Genomic DNA, 23,499 nt, shown 5'->3' on the forward strand with positions numbered 1-23,499 from the left:
GTTCCAGATGGCAGCTCACCAACGCCCACCGACACGAACGGAACAATTATGCCCTCTGACCTGATGACCCTCTCACTCACCGCCCGCTCAACCACTCCCGGCGGCATCGACGCCGTCGAGCTCCGAGGCATCCAGACGTCTGATCGCGACGCCCTTGCCACCGCCTATCTCGCGGCATACCCGCCCGCTGTCGCGGCCACCAGCCTGAGCGACGCCCAGCAAGAGATGGACGACACCTTCGCCGGCGAGTTCGGAGTCCTGCGCCACGACCTCACCCGGGTCGCCACCTTCGAGAACCGACCCGTCGGTGCGATCTTGGTGGTAGATAAGTCGATCTGGGACACCCAGCTGGACGGGCCCTTCATCATCGACCTTTTCGTCCATCCCGACGTGCGAGGCATGGGCGTCGGCCGAGCCCTGCTCGACACCGCGGTGCACGCCTGTGCGCGGGCTGGGGATGCCACCCTCTCGCTGCGCATCGGCGAGGGCACTTCCCCAGCGGCTCTCGCGCTCTACACCCGAGCAGGGTTTCAGCAACGCTGACAGCGCGGTCCGAGTGGCGCTCCACCCGGTGGGCCACTCGGACTGCGCCTTGCGCCCGTGGCCTGGGATCAACCGGGACTGCTGCACGGATAGGTGACATCTGATCTGTGGTGCCGAGAGGTGCTGCTGGAAGGATGTGCACTGTGCCTAAGCCTTACCCCCGAGAGTTCCGCGACGACGTCGTGCGTGTCGCGAGGAACCGTGAGCCGGGAGTCCATCTGAAGCAGATCGCTGCCGACTTCGGCATCAGCGAGTCGTACCTGACGAACTGGATGAAGACCGCGGACGTCGAGGACGGTGTGAAGCCTGGCCCGAGCGCCGCCGAGAGCGCCGCGGAGAACGCCGAGAACCGGGAGCTGAAAAGGAGAGTGCGGCTGCTGGAGCAGGAGAACGAGGTCCTGCGCCGGGCCGCGGCCTACCTGTCCCAAGCCAACGTGCCGGGAAAATGATGTACCCGCTCGTCCGCGAGCTGGCCGGCGACGGGATCCCCGTCACGGTGACGTGCCGGGTGCTCAAGATCGCTCGACAGCCCTACTACCGGTGGCTGGCGAGACCGGTCACCGACACCGCGCGCGGGCAGGCCTATCGCGCGAACGCCTTGTTCGACGCGCACCTGGATGACCCGGAGTTCGGGTACCGGTTCCTGGCCGATGAGGCCCGCGACGCCGGGCACACCATGAGCGAGCGGACGGCGTGGCGGTTGTGCTCGGACAACGGCTGGTGGTCAGCGTTCGGCAAGAAACGGGGCAGGAACGGGAAGAAGCCCGTCCCGCCCGTTCATGAGGACCGGTGCGCTGTGACCGACAAGAATGGCCGGACCCGGCACGCGTTCACCGCCACGACGCCGAACGAGCTGTGGGTCGGGGACATCACCGAACACTGGACTGGTGAAGGAAAGCTGTACGTCTGCGCGTTCAAGGACGTGTACTCCAACCGGATTGTGGGCTACTCCATCGACTCCCGCATGAAGTCCCGGATCGCGGTCGCCGCACTCAACAACGCCGTCGCCCGCCGCGGGAACGTCACCGGGTGCGTGGTCCACACGGATCGCGGATCTCAATTTCGTAGCAGGAAGTTCGTCCACGCTCTCAACCGCCACGACATGGTCGGGTCAATGGGCAGAGTCGGTGCCGCGGGTGACAACGCGGCCATGGAGTCCTTCTTCGCGCTGCTGCAGAAGAACGTGTTCGACCGCCGACAGTGGGTCACCCGGGACGACCTACGCATCGCGATCGTGACCTGGATCGAACGGACCTACCACCGACGCCGTCGACAGGACGCTCTCGGGCGATTGACCCCCATCGAGTTCGAGACCATCATGACCACACCAGCCGACCAGGCTGCCTGACCGAACCTGTCACCTATCCGTGCAGCAGTCCCCGATTGTCAGGGCAGATCTATGCAGGCTTGACGACGTGCTTGCGTCCCTCAGTGGGTCCTGGGGCGAATTTGTTCAGTGCTATGTCCTGGGTACGGTTGCGCATACGCGGCCCACCCCTTCGGGTGGGCACATTCCCGACCGTCCCATTGAGAAGGAACACCCCATGGCGCAGCGTGTCGTTACGCAGTTCGTCTCCGACCTCTCCGGGGAGGAGCTGGGCACAGAAGGCGAGACCGTCACCTTCGGCTGGAAGGGCAACACCTACGAGGTTGACCTGTCCACCGATGAGGCATCGGAACTTGCCCATCTACTGCAGCCCTACCTCAAGGCCGGGCGCAAGGTGTCTGGTGGCACGCGCAGAACCGGTACCAGCAGCAACGCGAGTCAGCAGGACCGCGAGCGCACGAAGGCCATCCGGGAGTGGGCAAAGCAGAACGGGCACTCCGTCTCTGACCGTGGACGCATCTCCGCTGAGGTCGTCGCTGCATACGAGTCTGCGCAGAAGGGCTGAGAGAGAACGCACAGCGTGCAACTCACCCTGGCGGAACTGCTGAACGGCCAGGCGTCGAGTGATGGCGCAGCGGCCATCCACGTATCGATAGAGGCGCTCAGGAGTCCGATGTCGGGGCCCGTTAAGGTCGAGGAGTGAGCTCACACGACGCGTCGCAAGCCAGTCGGACGGCAGCAGTGATTACGGTGTCGGGACGGTCCTCCGACGGGCTTCGCGAGGATGAGTCGGGCCGCCGCCTCACGGTGGCTCTCCGGGAGTTGGGGTATGCCGTCGAGTCCCCGGTGGTCGTGCCGGACGGTGTCGAGTCGGTCGCCGGGGCGCTGCGGGCCGCCGTCGCCGACGGGGCCCGCCTCGTGGTGACCACCGGTGGCACCGGCATGGGCCCGCGTGACCTCACCCCGGAGGGGACCCGCCAGGTCATCACCCGGGAGAACCCGGGCATGGCCGAGCTGATGCGCCGGGAGGGCTCACGGCACACCCCCTTCGCGGCCGTGTCCCGCGGCGTCGTCGGCGTCGTCGACTGGCCGCAGGAGCGCGGGGTCGGGGGCACGCTGGTCATCAACCTGCCCGGTCGCCCCGCGGCCGTCACGGAGGGGATGGACATCATCGGGCCGCTGCTCGGCCACCTGGTCGATCAAGTAGTGGGGGGCGACCACTGATGATGATCCGCGAGCCGCTGGTGGACAGCTACGGCCGGGTGCACCGCGACCTGCGCATCTCGGTCACCGACCGCTGCTCGCTGCGCTGCACCTACTGCATGCCCGAGGACGGCGTGCCGTGGCTGCCGCGGGCGACGATGCTCACCACCGAGGAGGTCGTGCGGCTCGCCGACGTGGCGGTGTCCATGGGCATCGAGGAGATCCGGCTCACCGGCGGCGAGCCGCTGCTGCGTCGCGACCTCGTCGACGTCGTCGCCGGTCTCTCGGCGCTCGACCCGGCGCCCGAGGTCTCGATGACCACCAACGGCATCGGCCTCGACAAGAACGCCGCAGCCCTGCGCGAGGCGGGCCTGACGAGGGTCAATGTCAGCCTCGACACGCTGCGGCGCGACGTCTTCATCTCCCTCGCCAAGCGTGACCGCCTCGCCGACACCCTCGCCGGCATCCACGCGGCCGCCGAGGCCGGGCTCGTGCCGGTGAAGATCAACACGGTCCTCATGCGCGGTGTCAACGACGCCGACGAGGACGTCGTGGCGCTGCTGACCTTCGCCCTCGAGCACGGCTACGAGCTGCGGTTCATCGAGCAGATGCCGCTGGACGCCCAGCACGGGTGGGACCGCTCGCAGATGATCAGCGGCGCGGAGATCCTCGCGAAGCTGCGCACCGGCTACGACCTCACCGCGCAGCCGGACGAGTCGAGGGGCAGCGCACCGGCCGAGCTCTTCGACGTGCGGCCGTGGGGGGCCGGCCCCGAGGTCGAGCCGCTGGGCATGGTCGGCGCCATCGCCTCGGTCACCATGCCCTTCTGCGGCAGCTGCGACCGGGTGCGGCTCACTGCCGACGGCATGATCCGCAACTGCCTCTTCGCCACCGGCGAGACCGACCTGCGCACGCCGCTGCGCGACGGCGCCTCGGACGACGAGCTCGCCGAGCTGATCCGCGCCTCGATCGGGGCCAAGCTCCCCGGGCACGGCATCAACGAGCCGACCTTCCTGCAGCCGCCCCGCCCGATGAGCCGGATCGGCGGCTGACGGCGCCTCGGGCGCAGGTGATCAGCCGCCAGCGAAGGGCGGCAGCACGTCCAGCACGGCGTCGTGCGCCAGCGCGCGGGCCGGGTCGGTGACGTACTGTCCCTCGTGCAGGACCGAGCTGCGCTCCAGCACCCGCGCGAGCTCGGCACCGTGCCGCTCGCGGAGGTCGGCGAGCAGCGAGCCGAGGTCGTCGGCGTGCACCTGCTCCGTCGTGGTCCCTGCTGCTTCGGCAGCCGCTGCGAAATACCTCACCGTGGCCATGCACCCAGTCTCCCAGACCCTGCGCGAAAAGGCTAAGGCCCGCCGCGTCAGACGTGACGACCGGGCGCCGGGGCCACTACGGTGGGTCGATGACCACGACCCCGGCCCCCACGGTCGTCGGTCGCTTCACGCCGGCGACGCTGACACCGGGCTACTTCGCCGGCGTCATGGGGACCGGCATCGTGTCCATCGGCGCCCAGCTCAAGGGCTTCACCCTGCTGGCGACCCTGCTTTTCTGGGTGGCGGTGGCCTTCTACGTCACCCTCGTCGTGCTGACCGCCTGGCGCTTCGTCAGCTACCGCCGCCACCTGTCCGAGGACTTCCACGACCCTGCGCGCGCCTTCGGCTTCTTCACCTTCATCGCGGCCACCAACGTCCTCGGCGCGGCGCTGGTCGGCGTCGGACAGACCTTCGTCGCCGGGGTCCTGCTGACCATCTCCGTGCTGGTGTGGCTGGTCCTGGGCTACGTCATCCCGTGGACCGCGGTCCTGGGCAGCGACCGGCGCCCGATGCTCGACACCGCCAACGGCACGTGGTTCATCTGGGTGGTGGCCAGCCAGTCCATCGCCGTGGTCGCCGCCGGCCTGGAGCCGCTCTACGACAGCCTGCGGCACGAGCTGGCGATCCTGGCCGTCTTCGCCTGGTCGGTCGGTGTCGTCCTGTATGCCGCGTGCGCGGTCTTCGTCGCCCTGCGGGTCATGCTCTACCCGTTGCGGCCCGAGCACCTGGACCCGCCCTACTGGGTGGCGATGGGCGCGGTCGCGATCACCGTCGTCGCCGGGGCGCGCATCGTGGAGATGAAGGACGCGCCCATGATCGACGTCACCCGCGACCTCGTCGCGGGCATGTCTGTCGTGTTCTGGGCGTTCGCGACGTGGCTCATCCCGGTCCTGATCGCCGCCGGGGTGTGGCGGCACTTCCTGCGCCGGATCCCCCTCGTCTACCAGCCCACCCTGTGGAGCATGGTCTTCCCGCTCGGGATGTATGCCGTCGCCGGCATCTACCTCGGCCGCGCGGACCGGCTGCCGGTCGTGGAGTTCGTCGGGACGCACTGGTTCTGGGTCGCCCTGCTCGCCTGGGTGCTCGTCGCAGCAGGCATGATCCGGTCCATCTGGCGCTCCGCGGCCAGGCGGTGAGCCGTCGGCGACCCGCGCATCAGGGGCGGGTCACCGCAGACCGTAGACCCGGCGCGCGAGGGTGAGCCCGACCAGCGAGAGGATCACCACCGCGATGTAGTAGATGGCCGGCGAGACGTCCGCGAACTGGTCGACAAGCCAGGCGAGCACGAGCGGGGTGAGGCCACCGAGGGTCGTCACGCCGACGTTGTAGGCCACCGACATACCCGTGGTGCGCACGGCGGTCGGGAAGATCGCGGCCATCATCGAGGGCAACGGCGCGAAGTAGGCCGCCATCACCACGCCCAGCACGACCTCGACCAGGGTGAGCATCCAGACGGTCGGGTTGTTGATCAGAGCGAGGAACATCGGGTAGACGACGAGGCCGCCGACCACAGCAGCGACGCGCATGATCGGCACCGTGCCCACCCGGTCGGCGAGGGCGCCGAACATGGGCGCCAGGACAAGGGTGACCAGACCGGCGATGGCCGCGCCGATGTAGCCGGCGAAGGACGGCAGGCCCAGGGCCGTCACCGAGAACGTCGGCATGTAGAGGATGAGGTAGACCGACATCGTCGCCACGCCCACGCATGCCGCGGCGGTGAGGACGCGGCCGAGGTGCTGGGTCAGGACGGCTCCCAAGGGCATCGCCACCCGCTCGTCCCGCTCCTCGACCTCAAGGAACTCGGGGGTGTCGTCCATCGAACTGCGGATCCACCAGCCGATCGGGCCGATGAGCAGCCCGAAGATGAAGGGCACCCGCCAGCCCCAGGAGTAGAGCGCCTCCTGGCTGAGCATCGTGTTGAGCACGAGCCCGAAGGAGCCGGCCAGCAGCATCGAGATGCCCTGGGTCGCGACCTGCCAGCTGGCGTAGAAGGCCTTGCGGTCCGGGCTGTGCTCGATCATGAAGGCGGTCGCCGAGCCGAACTCCCCGCCGGCGGAGAAGCCCTGGATCAGCCGTGAGAGCAGCATCAGCACCGTCGCCGTCACACCGATCGCGGCATAGGTCGGCGTGAACGCCATGATCCCCACGCCGAGCGTCATCAGCGCGATCGTCAGGGTCAGCGCCGCCTTGCGACCACGTCGGTCGCCGAAGTTGCCGATCACCATCGCGCCGATCGGCCGGATGAAGTAGGTCAGCGCCAGCGTCGCGAAGGTGAGCAGGAGGGCCACCGTCGGGTCGGTCTCCGCAGGGAAGAAGAGCTCGGCGATCACCACCGCGAAGAAGCCGTAGACGATGATGTCGAACCATTCCAGGGCGTTGCCCATGGCTGCGGCCACGACCGCCCTGCGTGCGCGGGAGCGCTGCTCGGGCGTCACCTGTGGCGCGCCTGCTGCGTCAGCGGAGATGCCGGACATGGGGACCACTGCCTTCCGTAGGGGAAACCGGCAACCCGGCCCACGCTACACCCGGGGACACGACACGTCGGCACGTCCACGGCGGGGGTCTTTATCTGCGCCTCGCGTCCCGTCGCCGCCCCACGTCCTCGACCAGCCGCTGCTCCCAGCGGGCTGCGTCCTCCCAGGTGTCGACGTCGCCCAGGTGCTCCGTCCCGCCCTCGACGACCTGCCACCGCAGGCCGGCGACCAGCCTGCGCACCGAGGTGTCCCGGGGTGAGTCCAGCCGGGCCAGCGCCGCCTCGAGCGCGGCCCGGCGGTAGACCGCGAGCAGCCACTGGCGGTGACCGGTGCCGTCCTCGTGGCTGACGGCGTCCACGTCCGCGGGCAGCCCCGGGAGCGCGGCACCCAGAGCGGCGAGCGCCGGTGCGGCGCCCGGCTGGTCGACAGCGACGACGGCGACCCAGCCGGTCGGTGACACACCGCTCGGTGACGCACCGCTGGCCGGCGCACCGCCGGCCGGCGCAGCTGCCAACGCCTCGAGGCCGGCCGCGATGCCTGCCACGGGCCCACCGTCGGGCGGGTCCTCCAGGGTGCGCGCCACGCCCTCGGGGACAGGGGTGTCACCCACGACGACGACCGAGCCGCCGAGCAGGGCGGCCGCCTCGAGCACGCGGTCAAGCATGCTGTGCCCGCCGACCTCCAACGCGGCCTTGTCCTGGCCGCCGAGCCGTTCGCCGCGCCCGCCGGCGAGGACCAGCAGGTCGACGCGCATCCGGAGCGAGCCCGTCAGTAGGCCGGGAGGGAGGAGTCGACCTGCTCTCTCCAGGCGAGGATGCCCCCGGTCATGACGCGCACGTCGGGGTGGCCGACCTTGACCAGGTGAGCTGCCGCGCGGCGGGCCCGCGGGCCGGCCTTGCAGTAGACGATCACGTGCCCGTCCGGCAGCTGGCCCACGAGCTCCTCCCAGGTCAGCACCTCCCCGACGGGCACGGTCACCGCCCCGGGGACGGTGCCGAGGGCGTGCTCGGCGGGCTCGCGGACGTCGAGCAGGACGGGGGCGGGAGCCCTGGCCACACCGGCTGCCGGTCGGTCGCCGTCGGCGGCAGCCAGCTCCTGGCTCACCTCCTGCGCCGACACCTCGACCAGGGGCACCAGGTCACGGGTGGGCTCGTGCAGCGGCTGCGGCACGACCGCACCGACGGGGCGCAGCGGGATCTCACGCACCCGCTGCGACAGTGCGTCGACCAGCAGCACCCGCCCCACGAGCGGCTCCCCGAAGCCGCAGATCAGCTTGACCGCCTCCCCCGCCATGATCGAGCCGACCTGACCCACCAGCGCGCCGAGGACACCGGCCTCGGAGCAGGACGGCACGTCCTCCGGGCGCGGCGGCAGCGGGAAGAGGTCACGCAGTGTCACCGAGCCCTCGACCTCGGGCACGAAGGAGGAGATCTGGGCGTCGAAGCGCAGCACCGCGGCCCACACCACCGGCAGCCGCAGCGCCAGCGCGGCGTCGGACACGGCATACCGGGTCGGGAAGTTGTCGGCCCCGTCGAGCACGAGGTGGTGCCCGGCCAGCAGCGCCTCGGCGTTGGCCGGGGTGATCCGGGTGTGGTGAACCTGCACGGACACGTCGGGGTTGAGCCCGCGGACGAACTCCGCCGCCGACTCGCCCTTGGGCCGACCCACGTCGTCGCTGCGGTGGACGACCTGCCGCTGCAGGTTGGTGGTGTCGATGACGTCGTCGTCGATGATCGTCAGGTGCCCGACGCCGGCGGCGGCCAGGTAGGACACGATCGGGCTGCCGAGCCCACCAGCGCCGATGACCGCGACCCGGGCGTTGAGCAGCCGCCGCTGGGCCTCGATGCCCATCCCGGGCACCAGCAGGTGGCGGGAGTAGCGCGAGATCTGCGCCGAGGTCAACTCGGGGCCGGGCTGGACGAGCGGGGGCAGGGGGGTGCTCACACTCTGCAGGGTACGGGTCTGGGTCATCGGGGCAGGCTCACGGTCAGGACGCAGACGCTATCCACGTCGGCGCGGACGTCGTGCCGGACCGGAGGTATGGCGTGCGCCGTCCCGGCGGGCAGGAGCCACGAGTCGTCCGCCGTGCTGAGCACGACCTCGCCGGACAGGCACTGCAGCGAGGCGGGGCCGGGGGCGTCGTGCTCGGGCAGCCCGCCCCCGGCGGGCAGCGCCAGGACGATGAGGTTCTGCCCCGGCTGGCGGACGACCGCGCGGACGGCGCGGCCTCTGCCGCGGGCGCGGGCCTGGTCCAGCAGCCGCCGGCCCTCGGCCAGGAGGTCGACGACCCGATAGGGGTCCGCCTCCTTGACCGGGGCCAGCCCGAGGTCGCCGAGGACGGGGTGCGGACCGGTCATCCGATCCGCTCCCAGCCGCGCTTCTGGGCCCGCGTGCCGGTCGCCGTCCCGGGCCGCTCGTCGCGGCTGCGGTAGACGATGTAGGGCCGGGTGAAGTAGCCGATCGGTGCGGAGAAGACGTGCACCAGGCGGGTGAAGGGCCACATCGCGAAGAGCAGGAAAGCGAGCAGGGCGTGCAGCTGGAATCCGATCGGCGCGCCCGCCATGAGCGAGGCGTCGGGCTGGAACCAGAAGATCTGCCGGAACCACGGCGAGACGCCGTCGCGGTAGTTGTAGTGGTCGCCCGCGATGCCCAGGTTGAGCAGGGTGCCCGCGATGGTGTTCCACATGCCGAGCACGATGACGACGGCGAGCACGGCATACATGACCTTGTCGTTGACCGTCGTGGCGCGGAAGACGGGCCCGACCGTGCGGCGCCGGTAGACGAGGATGGCCAGCCCGACCAGGCAGGCGATGCCCGCTGGCAGCCCGCCGAGCAGCGCCACGATGTGATATAGCTCCTGGCTCATCCCGGCCCGCTCGGTCCAGCTCTGCGGCACGATCAGCCCCAAGAAGTGGCCGACCGCCACGAAGAGGATGCCGAAGTGGAACAGCGGGCTACCGATCCGCAGCAGCTTGTCCTCGTAGAGCTGGGAGCTTCGGGTGGTCCACCCGAACTTGTCGTAGCGATAGCGCCAGACGTGGCCCACGACGAAGGTCGCCAGGCAGATGTAAGGGAAGATCACCCAGAGAAAGGTGCTCATCGGGGGGCTCCTACGGGGATGGTCGAGCCGAGAGACTGGGGGGTGTGCGGTGCGCTGCCGGGGGGCGCGCACCCGTCGGTCGGAGGTGTGCGCAGGCCGTCGAGGGCGGGGTCCATGGCGTAGGGCGCGTCGTCGATCCCGACCGTCTCCTGCGGCGGTCCTTGGGCGATGAGCCGCGCGAGGGCCTGCTCGTCGTCGCCGTCGAGGTCGGGCAGGGTGGCCCGAAGGGCCGCGACCACGTCCAACCAGGGTGAGCCGCGCCGGTCCAGGGCCCGCCGGAGGAGCTCGATGCCGACCCGATGGTCGTTGAGGACCTTCCAGGCCGTGTCGGGGGCAACGGTCGCGCCGAACTCCAGCACGACGGGCAGGTAGTCAGGAAGCTCCGCATCGGCGTCGCCCAGCTCGACCCCGTGCTGGCGGTAGAGCTGCTTGAACTGCACCAGTGCCACGCCCCGGTTGCGGGTGTCCCCGTGCAGGAAGTAGGTCAGGTGCAGGGCGCACTTGCGGGTGACGTCGAAGGTGTCGACGTAGTCGCGCTGCAGCTCGGACAGGCCGACGGCCTCCGCGTGCTCGAGGAACCGGCTCAGCGGCTCACCGGCCGACGGCGGCAGGCCTCCGGCCACCTCCCGGAGCGCCGCCAGGTGCCTGGGCAGGTCCTCGCGGGGGTAGTCCAGCAACAGTGAGCACAGCTGCCAGGCGTCGGCCTGCGCGCGCGCGTCGAACCGGGGGCTGCTGCGCCGGTGGCGCCGCCAGGGCATCATCGCTGCTGTCCTTCGTCCGCGCCGGCGACGTTGTCCGGTCGGGCCTGGCCGTCCTCGAACACGGACCAGTCGTCGGTGGACTGGTGCGGGCTGCCACCACCCGAGGGGGCCTCGACACCCTCCTGGCGCTCGGGGAAGAGACCTTCGGGCATGCCGCGCCCGTCCCAGTTGAGCAGGTTGACGCGACCGCGCTTGCTGCCGCCGGAGACGAGGGCCTCCGACTGGGCCCGCTCCTGGAGCATCTTGAGGTTCTCCACCGCGACCGGGGTGACGGCGCCGCGGCCCGAACCTTCGCCGAACGGGCCGGAGGAGTCGAGCAGCTCGTCGTCGAAGGAGCTCACGGGGCAGTCCGTGGCCAGCTCCTCCAGGGCGTGCGCCTGCTCCCCGTGGGCGGTCGGGATGACGTAGCGGTCGCCGTACTTGGCGATCGCCAGGAGGCGGAACATCTCGTACATCTCCTCCTCCTCCATGCCGACGGCCTCGGCGATGTGCGCCTGGGGGTCGCGGCCCAGGTTGATGTCGCGCATGTAGGACCGCATCGCGGCCAGTCGGCGCAGCACGTCCTCGACCGGCCGGGTGTCGCCGGCGGTGAAGAGGTTGGCGAGGTACTCGATCGGGATGCGCAGCGCGTCGATGGCTGCGAAGAGGTTGTCCTTGTCCTCGGCGTCGTAACCGGTGTCCTTGATGACGTCGACGACCGGCGACAGCGGCGGGATGTACCAGACCATCGGCATGGTGCGGTACTCCGGGTGCAGGGGGAGTGCGACCTTGTAGTCGGTGATGAGCTTGAGGACGGGGCTCTTCTTCGCCGCCTCGATCCAGTCGCCGGGGATGCCCGCGCGCTCCGCCTCGCGCTGGACCGCCGGGTCGCGTGGGTCGAGGAACACGCTGCGCTGAGCCTCGTAGAGGTCGTGCTCGTCCTCGACCGCGGCGGCCTCGAGCACCTTGTCGGCGTCGTAGAGCATGAGGCCGATGTAGCGCAGCCGGCCCACGCAGGTCTCGGCGCACACGGTCGGGATGCCGACCTCCACGCGCGGGTAGCAGAAGGTGCACTTCTCGGCCTTGCCGGTCTTGTGGTTGAAGTAGACCTTCTTGTAGGGGCAGCCGGTGACGCACATGCGCCAGCCGCGGCACTTGTCCTGGTCGACCAGCACGATGCCGTCTTCCTCGCGCTTGTAGATGGCGCCAGAGGGGCAGGAGGCAGCGCAGCTGGGGTTGAGGCAGTGCTCGCAGATCCGCGGCAGGTAGAACATGAACGTCTGCTCGAACTCGAACTTCACCTTGTCCTCGATGCCCTTGAGCATCGGGTCCTTGGCGGCGTGCTCGGTGGACCCGCCGAGGTCGTCGTCCCAGTTGGCCGACCACTCGATGTTGATGTGCTTGCCCGAGATGAGCGACTTGGGCCGCGCGACGGGAAAGGTGTCCTGCGCCGGGGCGTTGAGCAGCGTCTCGTAGTCGTAGGTCCAGGGCTCGTAGTAGTCCTGGATCGAGGGCATCTTGGGGTTGGAGAAGATGTTGAGCATCTTGTTGAGGCGTCCGCCGGCGCGCAGCTTGAGCCGGCCGTTGTCGGCCCGTATCCAGCCGCCCTTCCACTCCTCCTGGTCCTCGTATCCCCGGGGGTAGCCCAGGCCCGGTCGGGTCTCGACGTTGTTGAACCAGACGTACTCGGTGCCTTGACGGTTGGTCCACGCCTGCTTGCAGGTGACCGAACAGGTGTGGCACCCGATGCACTTGTCCAGGTTCATGACCATGGCCATCTGTGCCATGACGCGCATGTTGTCTCTTTTCCTCAGGTCGGTATGTCGTGCGTCGGGTGGTTCAGTACGTCACCGGGGCGGTGCGCCGGCGGATGACCGTGACCTCGTCACGGTTGCTGCCGATGGGCCCGATGTAGTTGAAGAAGTAGGAGAACTGGGCGTAGCCGCCGACCATGTGGCTCGGCTTGAGCAGGATCCGCGTGAGGCTGTTGTGGATGCCGCCGCGCTTGTTGTCGGTCTCGGTCAGCGGGACGTCGATGAGCCGGTCCTGGGCGTGGTGCATGAAGACCGTGCCCTCGGGCATCCGGTGGCTGACGATGGCCCGGCAGGCGACCACGCCGTTGCGGTTGACCGCCTCGATCCAGTCGTTGTCCCGCACGCCGATCTTGGCCGCGTCCACGTCGGACATCCAGATGGTCTGGCCGCCGCGCGAGAGCGAGAGCATGAACAGGTTGTCCTGGTACTCGCTGTGGATGGACCACTTGCTGTGCGGGGTCAGGTAGCGGACCGCGACGGCGACCGCGCCGTCGTGCTCGCTCTGCTGACCGACCGGGTCCTCGCCGAAGAGCGTGGTCATGTTCAGCGGCGGCCGGTAGGTCGGCAGCGACTCGCCCATCCCCTGCACCCAGTCGTGGTCGAGGTAGAAGTGCTGCCGGCCGGTCAGGGTGTGGAACGGTTTGGAGCGTTCGATGTTGATCGTGAACGGTGCGTAGCGCCGCCCTCCGCTCTCCGAGCCGGACCACTCCGGGGAGGTGATGACCGGTACCGGCGCGGCCTGGGTGTCGGCGAAGGTGATCTGCTTGCCCTCGTGCTCGGCCGACAGGTCGTGCAGCTGGGTGCCTGTCCGCTTCTCCAGGAAACGGAACCCCTGCGTCGCCAGGTGGCCGTTGCTGACCCCGGACAGGTGCATGATCGCATCGGCGACCTGGATGTCGGTCTCGATCTTCGGTTGCCCGTCCGCGACGCCACCGCGGACGGTGCCGTTGCGTCGGCGCAGGATGTCGATCTCGCGGCCGACCTCGTACTTCACGCCCTTGGTCAGCATGCCGACCCTCTCCAGCAGCGGGCCGATCGAGGTCATCTTCTCGTAGACGGCGGTGTAGTCGCGCTCGACCTCGGCGACGACCGGCATCGTCCGTCCGGGCACCGGCTCGACCTCGCCGGTGCGCCAGTCCTGGACCCGGCCGTGCACGGTCGCCATCGCCTCCGGGGTGTCGTGCCACAGCGGTTTGGTCACGACGTCCTTGCGGGTGCCCAGGTGCTCGACCGCCAGCTCGGAGAAGCGCCGGGCGATGGCCTTCCACGCCTCCCAGTCGCTCTTGGCCTGCCACGGCGGGGCGATGGCGGGGTTGAAGGAGTGGATGAACGGGTGCATGTCCGTGGTGTTGATGTCGTGCTTCTCGTACCACGTCGCGGCCGGGAGCACGACGTCGGAGAACAGCGTGGAGCTGGTCATCCGGAAGTCGAGCGTGAGCAGCAGGTCGAGCTTGCCCTCGCCGGCCCGCTCGGGCCAGGCCACGTCCTGGGGCCGGTGCTCCGGCGAGGCCTCCACCGCCTTCACCGCGTTGTCGGTGCCCAGCAGGTGCTTGAGGAAGTACTCGTTGCCCTTGGCCGAGGAGCCGAGGAGGTTGGAGCGCCACAGCGACAGGACCCGGGGGTAGTTGTCCGGGTGCTCGGGGTCCTCGACCGCGAACCGCAGCGTGCCGTCCTTGAGCCGGCTGGCGACGTAGTCCCCGGCGGCCATGCCGGCCTCGGCGGCCTCGTCGGCGACCTGCAGGGAGCTGCGGTCGAACTGGGGGTAGGACGGGACCCACCCCAGCCGGACGGCCTGGGCGAGCAGGTCCATCGTGGAGCGCCCGGTGAAGGCGCCGGTCCCGCCGTTGACCGCGTCGGCGTCGAAGGTGTCGTAGCGGTACTGGCTGGTGTGGACGTACCAGTAGGACGTCTGGTTCATGTGCCGTGGCGGCCGCACCCAGTCGAGGGCGAAGGCGAGGTGCTGGAAGCCCATGAGCGGACGCACCTTCTCCTGGCCGACGTAGTGCGCCCAGCCGCCGCCGTTGCGGCCCTGGCAGCCGGTGATCGAGGTCAGCACCAGCAGGGCGCGGTAGATCTGGTCGGAGTGGTACCAGTGGTTGATGCCGGCGCCCATGAGGATCATGCCGCGGCCCTGGGTGTCGATCGCGTTCTGCGCCCACTCGCGGCCGATCCGGATGATCTGCTCGACCGGGACGCCGGTGATCTCGGCCGCCCAGGCAGGGGTGGCGGGGGCCGAGGGGTCGTCGTAGCCGGACGGCCAGGCCCCGGGCAGCCCGTCGCGGCCCACGCCATACTGGGCGAGCATGAGGTCCAGGACCGTGGTGACCAGCCGGTCGCCGACGCGGCGGACCGGCACGCCGCGGCGCTCCAGCACCTGCTGGCCCTCGAGGTTGTCGAAGCGCGGCAGCGCCACCTCGACCGCCTCACCGGTGTCGCCGTAGAGCGAGAGCACCGGGCGGATGTCGCCCAGCTCGAGGTTCCACCGGCCCGCGCCCTCCTCGCCGAAGCGGTGGCCGATCGAGCCGTTCGGGATCGCGACCTCACCGGTGGCCCCGTCGAGGACCGCCGGCTTCCACATGGCGTTCTCGCTGCCCGCCTCGGGGTGGCCCTCCAGGTCGCCCGCGACGAGGAACTTGCCCGGTCTGAAGACTCGGTGCTCGCTACGCTCGCCCTGCCCCTCTGTTCCGGTGAACGAGGCTCCTTCGTCGCCGTTCACCGGCTCAAGGGTGACGAGGTAGGGCAGGTCGGTGAAGCGCTGGTTGTAGTCGGTGAAGAAGTCAACCTGGCGGTCGACGAAGAACTCGCGGAGGACGACGTGCCCCATACCCATCGCGAGCGCGCCGTCGGTGCCGGGGGCGGAGGCGACCCACTCGTCGGCGAACTTGACGTTGTCGGCGTAGTCGGGCGCGACCGCGATGACCTTCTGGCCGCGGTAGCGCGCCTCGACCATCCAGTGTGCGTCGGGGGTGCGGGTCAGCGGGACGTTGGAGCCCCACATGATCAGGTAGCCGGCGTCCCACCAGTCACCGGACTCCGGGACGTCGGTCTGGTCGCCGAACATCTGCGGCGAGGCGTTGGGCAGGTCGGCGTACCAGTCGTAGAAGGACAGCATCGGCGCGCCGATGAGCTCGTGGAAACGGGCGCCGGAGGCGTAGGAGACCGGTGACATCGCCGGGATCGGGGAGAAGCCGGCGACCCGGTCGGGGCCGAAGCGCTTGATCGTGTAGACGTGGGCGGCGGCCACGAGGTCGACGACCTCCTCCCAGCTGGCCCGCACCAGCCCCCCCTTGCCGCGTGCCGACTTGTACGCCTTCGCCTTCTCCTCGTCCTGGACGATCGAGGCCCAGGCCAGGACGGGGTCGCCGTACTGCTGGCGGGCGGCGCGGAACATCTCCAGCAGCGTGCCGCGCACGTAGGGGTAGCGCACCCGGGTCGGGCTGTAGGTGTACCAGGAGAAGGCGGCACCCCGGGGGCAGCCGCGCGGCTCGTACTCCGGCCGGTCCGCGCCGGCCGAGGGGTAGTCGGTCTGCTGCGCCTCCCAGGTGATGATCCCGTCCTTGACGTAGACCTTCCAGGAGCAGGACCCGGTGCAGTTGACACCGTGCGTGGAGCGGACGACCTTGTCGTGGCTCCAGCGGTCGCGGTAGAAGGAGTCGCCGCTGCGGCCGCCCTCCAGGCTCAGGGTCCGCCGGTCCTGCGAGACCTGGCCCCGGGTGAAGAACCGCCTGGTCCCGACCAGCGCCTCGCTCAGGGGGCCGTCAAGACCGGCGGCGGGACGCTCGTGGATGTCCGTCATGAAGGAAGCACTCCTTGAGTGGTGGGCGGGTCGGGATCGGTGATGGTACCCAGGTCAGGGGCCTGGACGGGGGAGGCCTCGCCCGGCACGTACAGACGCGCGCGACAGGTGGTCGGCCCGACGAACGGCTGCAGGCTGACCCGGGCGTCGGGCTCGCCGACGGCGTCGAGCGCGCCGCGCAGCAGGCCGCGGTGCACGCCGCAGACGACGTCGGGGTGGGTGTGCGCCAGGTCGAGGAAGGGGCAGTCGCGCAGGGTGATGTCGACGGCCCTCCCCTCCTCGGCGGGCTCGGTCTCGGGGGTGTAGCCCCACTCGGCCAGCAGCTCGATGACCCCCTCCACCGCAGACCGGGAAGCCGTCGCCGGGGCGGGCGCCCCGGGCTCGGGGGCGTGCGCCGCCTCGGCCTCCTCGGCCCGGTGGCGGGCCCAGCGCACCCCCGCCTCCTCGGGCGTCATCTGCTCGGCCTCCCCGGCCGACATCGCGGAGGCCAGCAACCCGGCCAGCACCTGGTAGGGCCCGGCACCGTGCTGGGCGGTGTCGGTCTCGCCGAGCACCTGCTCGCGCAGCACGTACTTCTTGCTCGGCCGGCCCACGCCGCCGCTGCGCACGAAGTGGGACTCCAGCACACCGCCGGCCACCAGCTGGTCGACGTGGAAGCGGATCGTGGTGGTGTGCAGCCCGAGGCGCAAGCCCAGCTCGGCGGCCGTCAGCCCGACCGGACGCGTGGCCTCGTCGAGGGCGGCGAGCTCGTCCACGACGGCCCTGCGCACCGGCGAGACGAGCAGGGCCGCCCCGGCGGGCGGCTCCGGCCGCGTGGGCTGGATGGCTGGAACGGGCACCTTCACCTCCTCACAAGGGCCGTCCGGCTCGTCGCATCGATGAGCCGGTCACGTTACTGGGTGGTGGCGGCGAGCTCCTTGCGGAAGCCCACCAGGGTGAACAGGCCACCCCCCACGGCCACGACGGCCAGGAGCAGCAGACCGAGGGTGTAGCTGCCGAAGGCACCGTAGATCGCGCCCATCAGCAGCGGGGGGACGAACCCGCCCAGCCCGCCGGCCGCGCCGACGACACCGGTCACCGCGCCGACCCGGGCCGGCTCGACGAGCGCGGCGACCAGCGCGAAGACGGCACCGGCTCCCGCACCGAGCCCGGCAGCCATCCCGAGGAAGGCCACGGTGCCGACCGGCTCGAGGGCCACCGGGTAGGTGTTGTCCCCGACGATGACCGTGGTGCCCGCACCGACGAGGGCGGCGAGCAGCGCGAAGAGCCCGGTGACGATGAGCAGGGAGGCCAGCACGAGGGTCTTGGAGTAGCGGTCGCACAGCCAGCCACCGACGGGCCGGGCGACGACGGAGACGACGACGAAGCCGGCCATCCGCAGGGCCCCGTCGCCCTTGTCCATGCCGAAGTTGTTGACCAGGTAGGTCGGCAGGTAGACGCTGAACGCCACGAAACCGCCGAAGGCGATGGCGTAGAGCATCGCCAGCTTCAGGGCCACCGGCTGGGCCAGCGTGTGCAGGGCCGCGGACAGCCAGTTGCCGCCGCGGGCACCCCCGGCGCGGCCCGGGGGCACGCGCAGGACGAACCAGGCCAGCACGGCATACCCGGCGAGGAGCACCGCGACCAGCACGAAGGGGGCGGGGCGGCCGAAGGCGTTGGCCAGCTGGAGGGTGGTGAACGCCGCGACCGCGGTGCCACCGGTGCCCATGCCGAAGATGCCGAGCGCCGCGCCGCGCCGGGCCGGGGGGTGCCAGGCGTTGACGAAGGGCACACCGACCGCGAAGGAGGTGCCGCCGATGCCCAGGAAGAAGCCACCGATCAGGAGGGCGGCGAGGTTGTCGCCGAAGAAGCCGAGGAAGAGCACCGGCAGGATGGTCAGGACCGCGACGGCCGGGAACATCACCTTGGCGCCGAGGCGGTCGGTGAGCGCGCCGGCCGGGATCCGGCCCAGGGAGCCGACGATCACCGGCGTGGCGACGACCAGCGACTGCTGCAGCGAGGTCAGGCCCAGCTCCTCGCGCAGGGTGACCGCCAGCGGGGAGAGCAGGGCCCAGGCCCAGAAGCAGATGGCGAAGCCGAGCGTGGCCATCAGCAGCATCGTGCGCGCGGTGCGGGGGTCGGGCTCACCCGTCGCGGCGGTCGCGCCGGCCCCGGCGGGGGCGGCCGCAGGAGCGCCGAGGTCGGGAGCGGGCGTGCCGACGTCGCGGCTCGGGGAGTCGGTCATCAACAGTTCTCTTTCGGCGTCGGTCGGTGCAGGACTGGGGCAGGGATGGTGCCGGGTCCGTCGAGAGCGGACACTACGGAGCATAGTGGACGACGGACTCCGTTGTTTAGTTTATATTGGATCTGTCCGTCAAACTCCTCCCGACCCGCGAAGGACTCCTCATGAGCGACTCCACCGCCCCCGCCGGCACCACCGCGCTGCCCCTCTCCGACCGCAGCGGCTGCGCCTGCGGCTGCACCGACGAGGGCGTGCCCGCGCTCGACGCCCGCGAGATCCCCCACGCGATCCGGCACGCGACGATCTTCGGCGCGCTCTCCGGCCTGCGCCCGGGCCAGCAGATGGACCTGGTCGCCCCGCACGACCCGCTGCCGCTGCTCGCCCAGATCACCGACCGCGAGGGCGAGGCCATCACCTGGGACTACCGAGTCCGCGGCCCCGAGGCCTGGACCCTGCGCTTCACCCGCTCCGCCTGAGATGTGCACCTACTGCGGCTGCGAGTCTATCGGGGTCATCGGCCGGTTCATGGCCGAGCACACCGACATCATCAACGCCTCCGGTGAGCTGCGTCGGGCCTGCGAGGGCGGCAGTACCCCGCAGGTCGTGGCGGCCGTCGACCGGGTCGAGGCGCTGCTACACCCGCACACCCGCGACGAGGAGACCGGGCTGTTCGCCGTACTGCGCCGCCAGGAGCAGTTCACCGACCACATCGACAGCCTCTGCTCGGAGCACACCACGCTCGATGCCCAGCTCGAGGCGATCCGGCGGGCCGGCGCGGACGTCGACCCCGTGCTCGTCGACACCTTCCTGCACGACCTGCGTCACCACATCGACAGGGAGGACAACGGCCTGTTCCCCGCTGCGGCGATCGCGCTGGACTCTCCCGACTGGGCTGAGGTGGACGAGGTGACACCGGCCCTGGCACCCGCGTCCGGGGCCCCAGGACAGGCACCGGGCCGAGGATGAGCAGCAGCGCGGGCCCCGCCGGCCGCAGTCCGCGCTGGGCCCCGCTGCTCATCGTCGGCGGCGGGCTGGCCCTGCTGGCCGGCCTCGACGCCGCGCTCACCCTGGCCGGCCTGCCCGCCCCCGTGGGCAGCGCGCGGCTCGCGGTCCTGCACGGGCCGCTCATGGTGCTGGGCTTCCTGGGCACCGTCATCGCCCTCGAGCGTGCCGTGGCGCTGCGCACGACCTGGTCCCTGCTCGCCCCCGCCCTGCTCGGGGCCGGGGCCCTCGCCCTGGTGGTGCTGGCCCAGCCGCTGCTCGGGCGCCTGCTGCTCGTGCAGGGCATGCTGCTGCTCGTCGTGGTCTACCTCGCGCTGTGGCGGCGCAACGGCGACCTGCTCGTGGCCGTCCAGGCCCTCGGCGCGGTGCTCGCCGCCGCGGCCGCGCTGCTGCTCACCCGCGTCGAGGTCGCGACCGTGGTGCCGCTGCTCGTCGGCTTCGTCGTGCTGACCATCGGGGCCGAGCGCGTCGAGCTGGCCCGGCTGGCGATGCCCGACGGCTCCCGGCGCACCCTCACCACCCACGCCGCCGGCCTGACCGGCGCCGCCCTGGCGGCCCTGCTGTGGCCGGTGCCGGGCGGGCGCCTGCTGGGCGTGTCGCTGCTGCTCCTGACGGCCTGGCTCGTGCGGCACGACGTCGCCCGCCGGCTGGTGCGCACGAGCGGCCTGCCGCGCTTCGCCGCCGCCGCGCTCCTGGCGGGCTACGCCTGGCTGGCCGTCGCCGGCCTGGGCCTGGTGCTGCTGGGGTCGCCGGCCGTCTCCCCCGCCGGCTACGACATCGTGGTCCACGCCACCTTCCTCGGCTTCGCGATGTCGATGATCCTGGCCCACGCCCCGGTGATCCTGCCCGCGGTGCTCCGGGTGCGCCTGCCCTACACCGCCGTGATGTGGGGCCCGCTGGTCCTGCTGCACGTCACGCTGCTGGGCCGCGTCCTCACGGTGGCCGCCGGCACCACGGCCGGCTGGCACGCCGCGCTCATCGGCAACGTCGCAGCCGTCCTGCTCTTCGTCACGGTGTCGGCCATCACCTCGGCCGGCGCACGGCGCCACCGAGCCGCACGCACCCGCCATACCCGCCACCGCTCCCCCACCCCAACGACCGAGGAACACGAGCCCGCATGCCTGCCCTGACCAGCCCTGCCGTCCCCGACGCCCCGCGACCGACCGGTCCCGCCCGTCCGGGCGGCGCACGGGGCAGGTGGCCGCTGCGCGACTACCCCGGCGTGCTCTGGATGGTGCTCGCGGTGATCACGACCCTGGTGCACCCCTTCGTGCCCGGCTCCCGGTGGCTCATGGTGCACCTGGTGCTGCTCGGCGCCCTGACGCACTCGATCATGGTGTGGAGCACCCACTTCAGCCAGGCGCTGCTGAAGACCGCACCCGGCCTGGACGACCGTCGCCGACAGAACCACCGCCTGGTCCTGCTCCTGGTCGGCACCACGACCACCCTGGTCGGCGTGCCCACGGTCCAGTGGTGGGTCACCGCGACGGGCGCCGCGATGGTCACCGCCGCCGTCGTCTGGCACGGCGTTCAACTCTCCCGCCGACTGCGCTCGGCGCTACCGGGCCGGTTCCGGGTGACCGTGCGGTACTACCTGGCCGCGGCCGTCTGCCTGCCGGTCGGCGTCGCCCTGGGCGCCACCCTCGCGCTGGGTCTCGACGACACGACGCACGGCCGCCTCCTGCTGGCGCACATCACCGTCAACGTCCTCGGCTGGGTCGGGCTCACCGTCACCGGCACCCTGCTCACCCTGTGGCCCACGATGCTGCGCACCCCCATCGGACCCGAGGCGGAACGGCGCGCGCACCAGGCCCTGCCCGGACTCGCCGGCGCGATCGCGCTGCTCGTGGCCGGTGCCCTGGCTGACCTGCGGTGGGTCACCGTCGCCGCGCTGAGCCTGTACGCCCTGGCGCTGGCGTGGTGGGCCTCCGCGGTCCTCGCGCCGGCTCGAACCGCCCGCCCGCGCGAGTTCGCCCCGGCCTCGGTCGGTCTGTCGCTGGGCTGGTGGCTGGCCGGCATCGTGGTCGTCCTCGTGCGGCTCTCGACCACGCAGACATGGGCCGAGTTCACCGACGGCTTCGGCCCCACCACCGCGATCCTCGTCGTCGGGTTCGCCGCCCAGCTGCTGCAGGGAGCGCTGTCCTACCTGGTCCCGTCGGTGCTCGGCGGCGGCAAGACCGTCGTGCGCGCCGGGCAGGCGTGGTTCGACCGATGGGGCACCGCGCGGCTCGTCGTCGTCAACGCCGGCCTGCTCCTGTGCCTGCTGCCCGTCCCGAGCATCGTGCGCGTGATCCTGTCCGTGCTCGTCCTACTCGCCCTTGCCGCCTTCATCCCGCTGATGCTCGCCGGGATCCGCGCCGCGGTGCGCGCGAAGAAAGAAGTGGAGACGGCCCGCGCCCGGGGAGAACGCCCGGCCGGGGCGGCCCCCACGCCGAGGGCCCCCGCCGGCGAGCCCGACCGCATGCCGTCAGTCTGGTCCGGCGGGCAGCTGGTGGCTGCGGTGTCCGCGCTCGTGCTGGCCGTGTCTGTCGGCGTCGCGCTCGACCCTGCCGCAGCCGGTCTGGCGGGGGGCACGTCGACCGGTCGGGCGGTCGCGGTCGCCCCCACCGGCGCCACCACCACCGTCCAGGTGGCCGCCGTCGACATGCGCTTCCAGCCCGCCCGTATCGAGGTGACCCGCGGTGATCGTCTGGTCGTCGAGCTGACCAACACCGACCCGACCACCGTGCACGACCTGCAGGTCCTCGGCCAGCGCACGCCCCGCCTGTCCCCCGGCGAGTCCGCCACGCTCGACCTGGGTGTCGTCGGTGAGCCGGCGCAGGGCTGGTGCACGATCGTGGGCCACCGGCAGATGGGGATGGTCCTGGACGTCGTGGTGACCGGGGACGACCAGGTGTCCGTCGCCGCTGAGGACCACACCGGCCACGACACCGAGGGAAACGACACCGACGGCCCAGCCTCGATGCACCTCGACCCGCAGACCCCGGTGACGGACCCGGTCGACCCAGCTCTGCCGCCGGTGACGACGAAGGCGGGCACCACGCACCAACTCACCCTCAGGGCGACCGAGGAGGAGCTCGAGGTCGCCCCCGGCATCACCCAGCTCCGCTGGACCTTCAACGGTCGGGTCCCGGGTCCGACGCTGCGCGGCAAGGTGGGGGACGTCTTCGAGGTTACCCTGGTCAACGACGGGACGATGGGCCACTCGATCGACTTCCACGCCGGGGCCTTGGCCCCTGACGAGCCGATGCGCACCATCCCACCCGGGGAGTCGCTGGTCTATAACTTCACCGCACAGCGGGCCGGGATCTGGATGTACCACTGCTCGACCATGCCCATGACCAGCCACATCTCGGCCGGCATGCACGGCGCCGTCATCATCGACCCACCCGAGGGCCTGCCACCGGTGGACCGGGAGTACCTGCTCGTCCAGTCCGAGGTGCACCTCTCCCCCGCCACTGTCCAGGACGGCGCGCCCGCGGCGGAGGTCGACGCCGTGGCAGCCGCGTCGGACCGGCCAAGCTTCGTCACCTTCAACGGCATCGCCAACCAGTACGACGAGCACGTTCTCGACGCCGTGGTCGGAGACCGCGTGCGGCTCTGGGTGCTGGACGCTGGCCCGAACCGTTCGACGTCCTTCCACGTCGTCGGCGGCCAGTTCGACACCGTCTACGCCGAAGGGGCCTGGCGTCTCGGGAGCCCCGAAGGTCCGACCGAGGACGCAGGGGCACAGACCCTGGGCCTCATGGCCGCCCAGGGCGGCTTCGTCGAGCTGACCTTCCCCGAGGCGGGGTCCTACCCGTTCGTCTCCCACGCCATGGCCGACGCCGAGCGCGGCGCCCACGGGGTCATACGGGTCACTGCGCGGACCGACGAGTGAACACCCACCGTCGCCGGGGTGATCGCTGCGCAAGCCGAGCCCACCCCGGTGTCCGTTCGTGGCTGAGGGCAGCTCAGCACCTGGGC

General features: G+C 71.0%; 21 protein-coding genes. 10 read left to right on the top strand and 11 right to left on the bottom strand.

The window, feature by feature from the left end; genetic code table 11:
• The first annotated feature begins 48 nt into the window (after window positions 1-48).
• The 5 genes from FHD63_RS12400 (at window position 49) to moaA (ending at window position 4,125) form a co-directional block, all read left to right on the top strand.
• Window positions 49-543, top strand: a complete 495-nt coding sequence (locus tag FHD63_RS12400) for a GNAT family N-acetyltransferase (RefSeq protein ID WP_139722305.1) — start codon at window positions 49-51, stop codon at window positions 541-543.
• A 143-nt stretch (window positions 544-686) separates the two neighbouring features.
• A protein-coding gene (locus FHD63_RS12405) for an IS3 family transposase (RefSeq protein WP_170215649.1) occupies window positions 687-1,891 on the top strand; the annotation gives its coding sequence in 2 pieces (ribosomal slippage) (window positions 687-983 and window positions 986-1,891; 1,203 coding nt in all).
• A gap of 196 nt (window positions 1,892-2,087) precedes the next feature.
• Window positions 2,088-2,435, top strand: a complete 348-nt coding sequence (locus FHD63_RS12410) for a histone-like nucleoid-structuring protein Lsr2 (RefSeq protein WP_139722307.1) — start codon at window positions 2,088-2,090, stop codon at window positions 2,433-2,435.
• 185 nt (window positions 2,436-2,620) lie between these two features.
• Window positions 2,621-3,094, top strand: a complete 474-nt coding sequence (locus FHD63_RS12415; RefSeq protein ID WP_420853103.1) for a MogA/MoaB family molybdenum cofactor biosynthesis protein — start codon at window positions 2,621-2,623, stop codon at window positions 3,092-3,094.
• Complete coding sequence (gene moaA / locus FHD63_RS12420) at window positions 3,094-4,125, top strand: GTP 3',8-cyclase MoaA (RefSeq protein ID WP_139722309.1); 1,032 nt, start codon at window positions 3,094-3,096, stop codon at window positions 4,123-4,125. The genes FHD63_RS12415 and moaA overlap by 1 nt, the downstream gene beginning before the upstream one ends.
• A 21-nt stretch (window positions 4,126-4,146) precedes the next feature.
• Here moaA and FHD63_RS12425 read toward each other — a convergent pair whose 3' ends face one another.
• Complete coding sequence (locus FHD63_RS12425; protein WP_139722310.1) at window positions 4,147-4,386, bottom strand: MoaD/ThiS family protein; 240 nt, start codon at window positions 4,384-4,386, stop codon at window positions 4,147-4,149.
• An 89-nt stretch (window positions 4,387-4,475) separates the two neighbouring features.
• On the opposite strand from FHD63_RS12425, the gene FHD63_RS12430 reads away from it, so the two are divergent.
• Window positions 4,476-5,522 (top strand): tellurite resistance/C4-dicarboxylate transporter family protein, encoded by a 1,047-nt coding sequence (locus FHD63_RS12430; protein ID WP_139722311.1) that lies wholly within the window; start codon window positions 4,476-4,478, stop codon window positions 5,520-5,522.
• A gap of 30 nt (window positions 5,523-5,552) precedes the next feature.
• On the opposite strand, the gene FHD63_RS12435 is transcribed toward FHD63_RS12430, so the two are convergent.
• The 10 genes from FHD63_RS12435 to FHD63_RS12480 form a co-directional block, all read right to left on the bottom strand.
• A complete protein-coding gene (locus FHD63_RS12435) occupies window positions 5,553-6,821 on the bottom strand; it encodes an MFS transporter (protein WP_238705656.1) in 1,269 nt (422 codons plus the stop codon).
• 130 nt (window positions 6,822-6,951) lie between these two features.
• Window positions 6,952-7,614, bottom strand: a complete 663-nt coding sequence (gene mobA, locus FHD63_RS12440) for a molybdenum cofactor guanylyltransferase (protein ID WP_139722313.1) — start codon at window positions 7,612-7,614, stop codon at window positions 6,952-6,954.
• Window positions 7,615-7,628: 14 nt separating this feature from the next.
• Complete coding sequence (locus FHD63_RS12445; protein ID WP_238705657.1) at window positions 7,629-8,804, bottom strand: ThiF family adenylyltransferase; 1,176 nt, start codon at window positions 8,802-8,804, stop codon at window positions 7,629-7,631.
• A 23-nt stretch (window positions 8,805-8,827) separates the two neighbouring features.
• A complete protein-coding gene (locus tag FHD63_RS12450; RefSeq protein ID WP_139722315.1) occupies window positions 8,828-9,217 on the bottom strand; it encodes a cupin domain-containing protein in 390 nt (129 codons plus the stop codon).
• Entirely contained in the window at window positions 9,214-9,960 is a 747-nt protein-coding gene (gene narI / locus FHD63_RS12455) for a respiratory nitrate reductase subunit gamma (RefSeq protein WP_139722316.1), read from the bottom strand. The genes FHD63_RS12450 and narI overlap by 4 nt, the downstream gene beginning before the upstream one ends.
• Window positions 9,957-10,721, bottom strand: a complete 765-nt coding sequence (gene narJ, locus FHD63_RS12460) for a nitrate reductase molybdenum cofactor assembly chaperone (RefSeq protein ID WP_202978376.1) — start codon at window positions 10,719-10,721, stop codon at window positions 9,957-9,959. Before narJ ends, narI begins: the two co-directional genes overlap by 4 nt.
• On the bottom strand, window positions 10,718-12,496 hold the full coding sequence (gene narH / locus FHD63_RS12465) for a nitrate reductase subunit beta (RefSeq protein WP_139722317.1): 1,779 nt from the start codon (window positions 12,494-12,496) through the stop codon (window positions 10,718-10,720). Before narH ends, narJ begins: the two co-directional genes overlap by 4 nt.
• A gap of 43 nt (window positions 12,497-12,539) precedes the next feature.
• Window positions 12,540-16,310 carry a nitrate reductase subunit alpha gene (locus FHD63_RS12470; RefSeq protein ID WP_139722318.1) on the bottom strand — a complete coding sequence of 1,257 codons (3,771 nt, stop codon included), beginning with the start codon at window positions 16,308-16,310 and terminating at the stop codon, window positions 12,540-12,542.
• Window positions 16,307-17,149 carry a helix-turn-helix transcriptional regulator gene (locus FHD63_RS12475; RefSeq protein ID WP_058889969.1) on the bottom strand — a complete coding sequence of 281 codons (843 nt, stop codon included), beginning with the start codon at window positions 17,147-17,149 and terminating at the stop codon, window positions 16,307-16,309. Before FHD63_RS12475 ends, FHD63_RS12470 begins: the two co-directional genes overlap by 4 nt.
• Window positions 17,150-17,202: 53 nt before the next feature.
• Window positions 17,203-18,534 (bottom strand): MFS transporter, encoded by a 1,332-nt coding sequence (locus FHD63_RS12480; RefSeq protein ID WP_238705658.1) that lies wholly within the window; start codon window positions 18,532-18,534, stop codon window positions 17,203-17,205.
• A gap of 161 nt (window positions 18,535-18,695) precedes the next feature.
• Between FHD63_RS12480 and FHD63_RS12485 the strand changes: the two genes are divergently transcribed.
• From FHD63_RS12485 to FHD63_RS12500, 4 genes are read left to right on the top strand one after another with little or no spacing between them, the layout of a single operon-like run.
• Complete coding sequence (locus tag FHD63_RS12485) at window positions 18,696-19,007, top strand: DUF2249 domain-containing protein (protein WP_058889970.1); 312 nt, start codon at window positions 18,696-18,698, stop codon at window positions 19,005-19,007.
• Window positions 19,008-19,056: 49 nt separating this feature from the next.
• On the top strand, window positions 19,057-19,497 hold the full coding sequence (locus tag FHD63_RS12490) for a hemerythrin domain-containing protein (protein WP_238705659.1): 441 nt from the start codon (window positions 19,057-19,059) through the stop codon (window positions 19,495-19,497).
• On the top strand, window positions 19,494-20,663 hold the full coding sequence (locus FHD63_RS12495; protein WP_174964941.1) for a hypothetical protein: 1,170 nt from the start codon (window positions 19,494-19,496) through the stop codon (window positions 20,661-20,663). The genes FHD63_RS12490 and FHD63_RS12495 overlap by 4 nt, the downstream gene beginning before the upstream one ends.
• Entirely contained in the window at window positions 20,651-23,413 is a 2,763-nt protein-coding gene (locus tag FHD63_RS12500; protein ID WP_139722320.1) for a multicopper oxidase domain-containing protein, read from the top strand. Before FHD63_RS12495 ends, FHD63_RS12500 begins: the two co-directional genes overlap by 13 nt.
• Window positions 23,414-23,499: the final 86 nt, after the last annotated feature.

Origin of the sequence: Serinicoccus chungangensis, assembly GCF_006337125.1 — a bacterium.
Taxonomy (GTDB): Bacteria; Actinomycetota; Actinomycetes; order Actinomycetales; family Dermatophilaceae; genus Ornithinicoccus; species Ornithinicoccus chungangensis.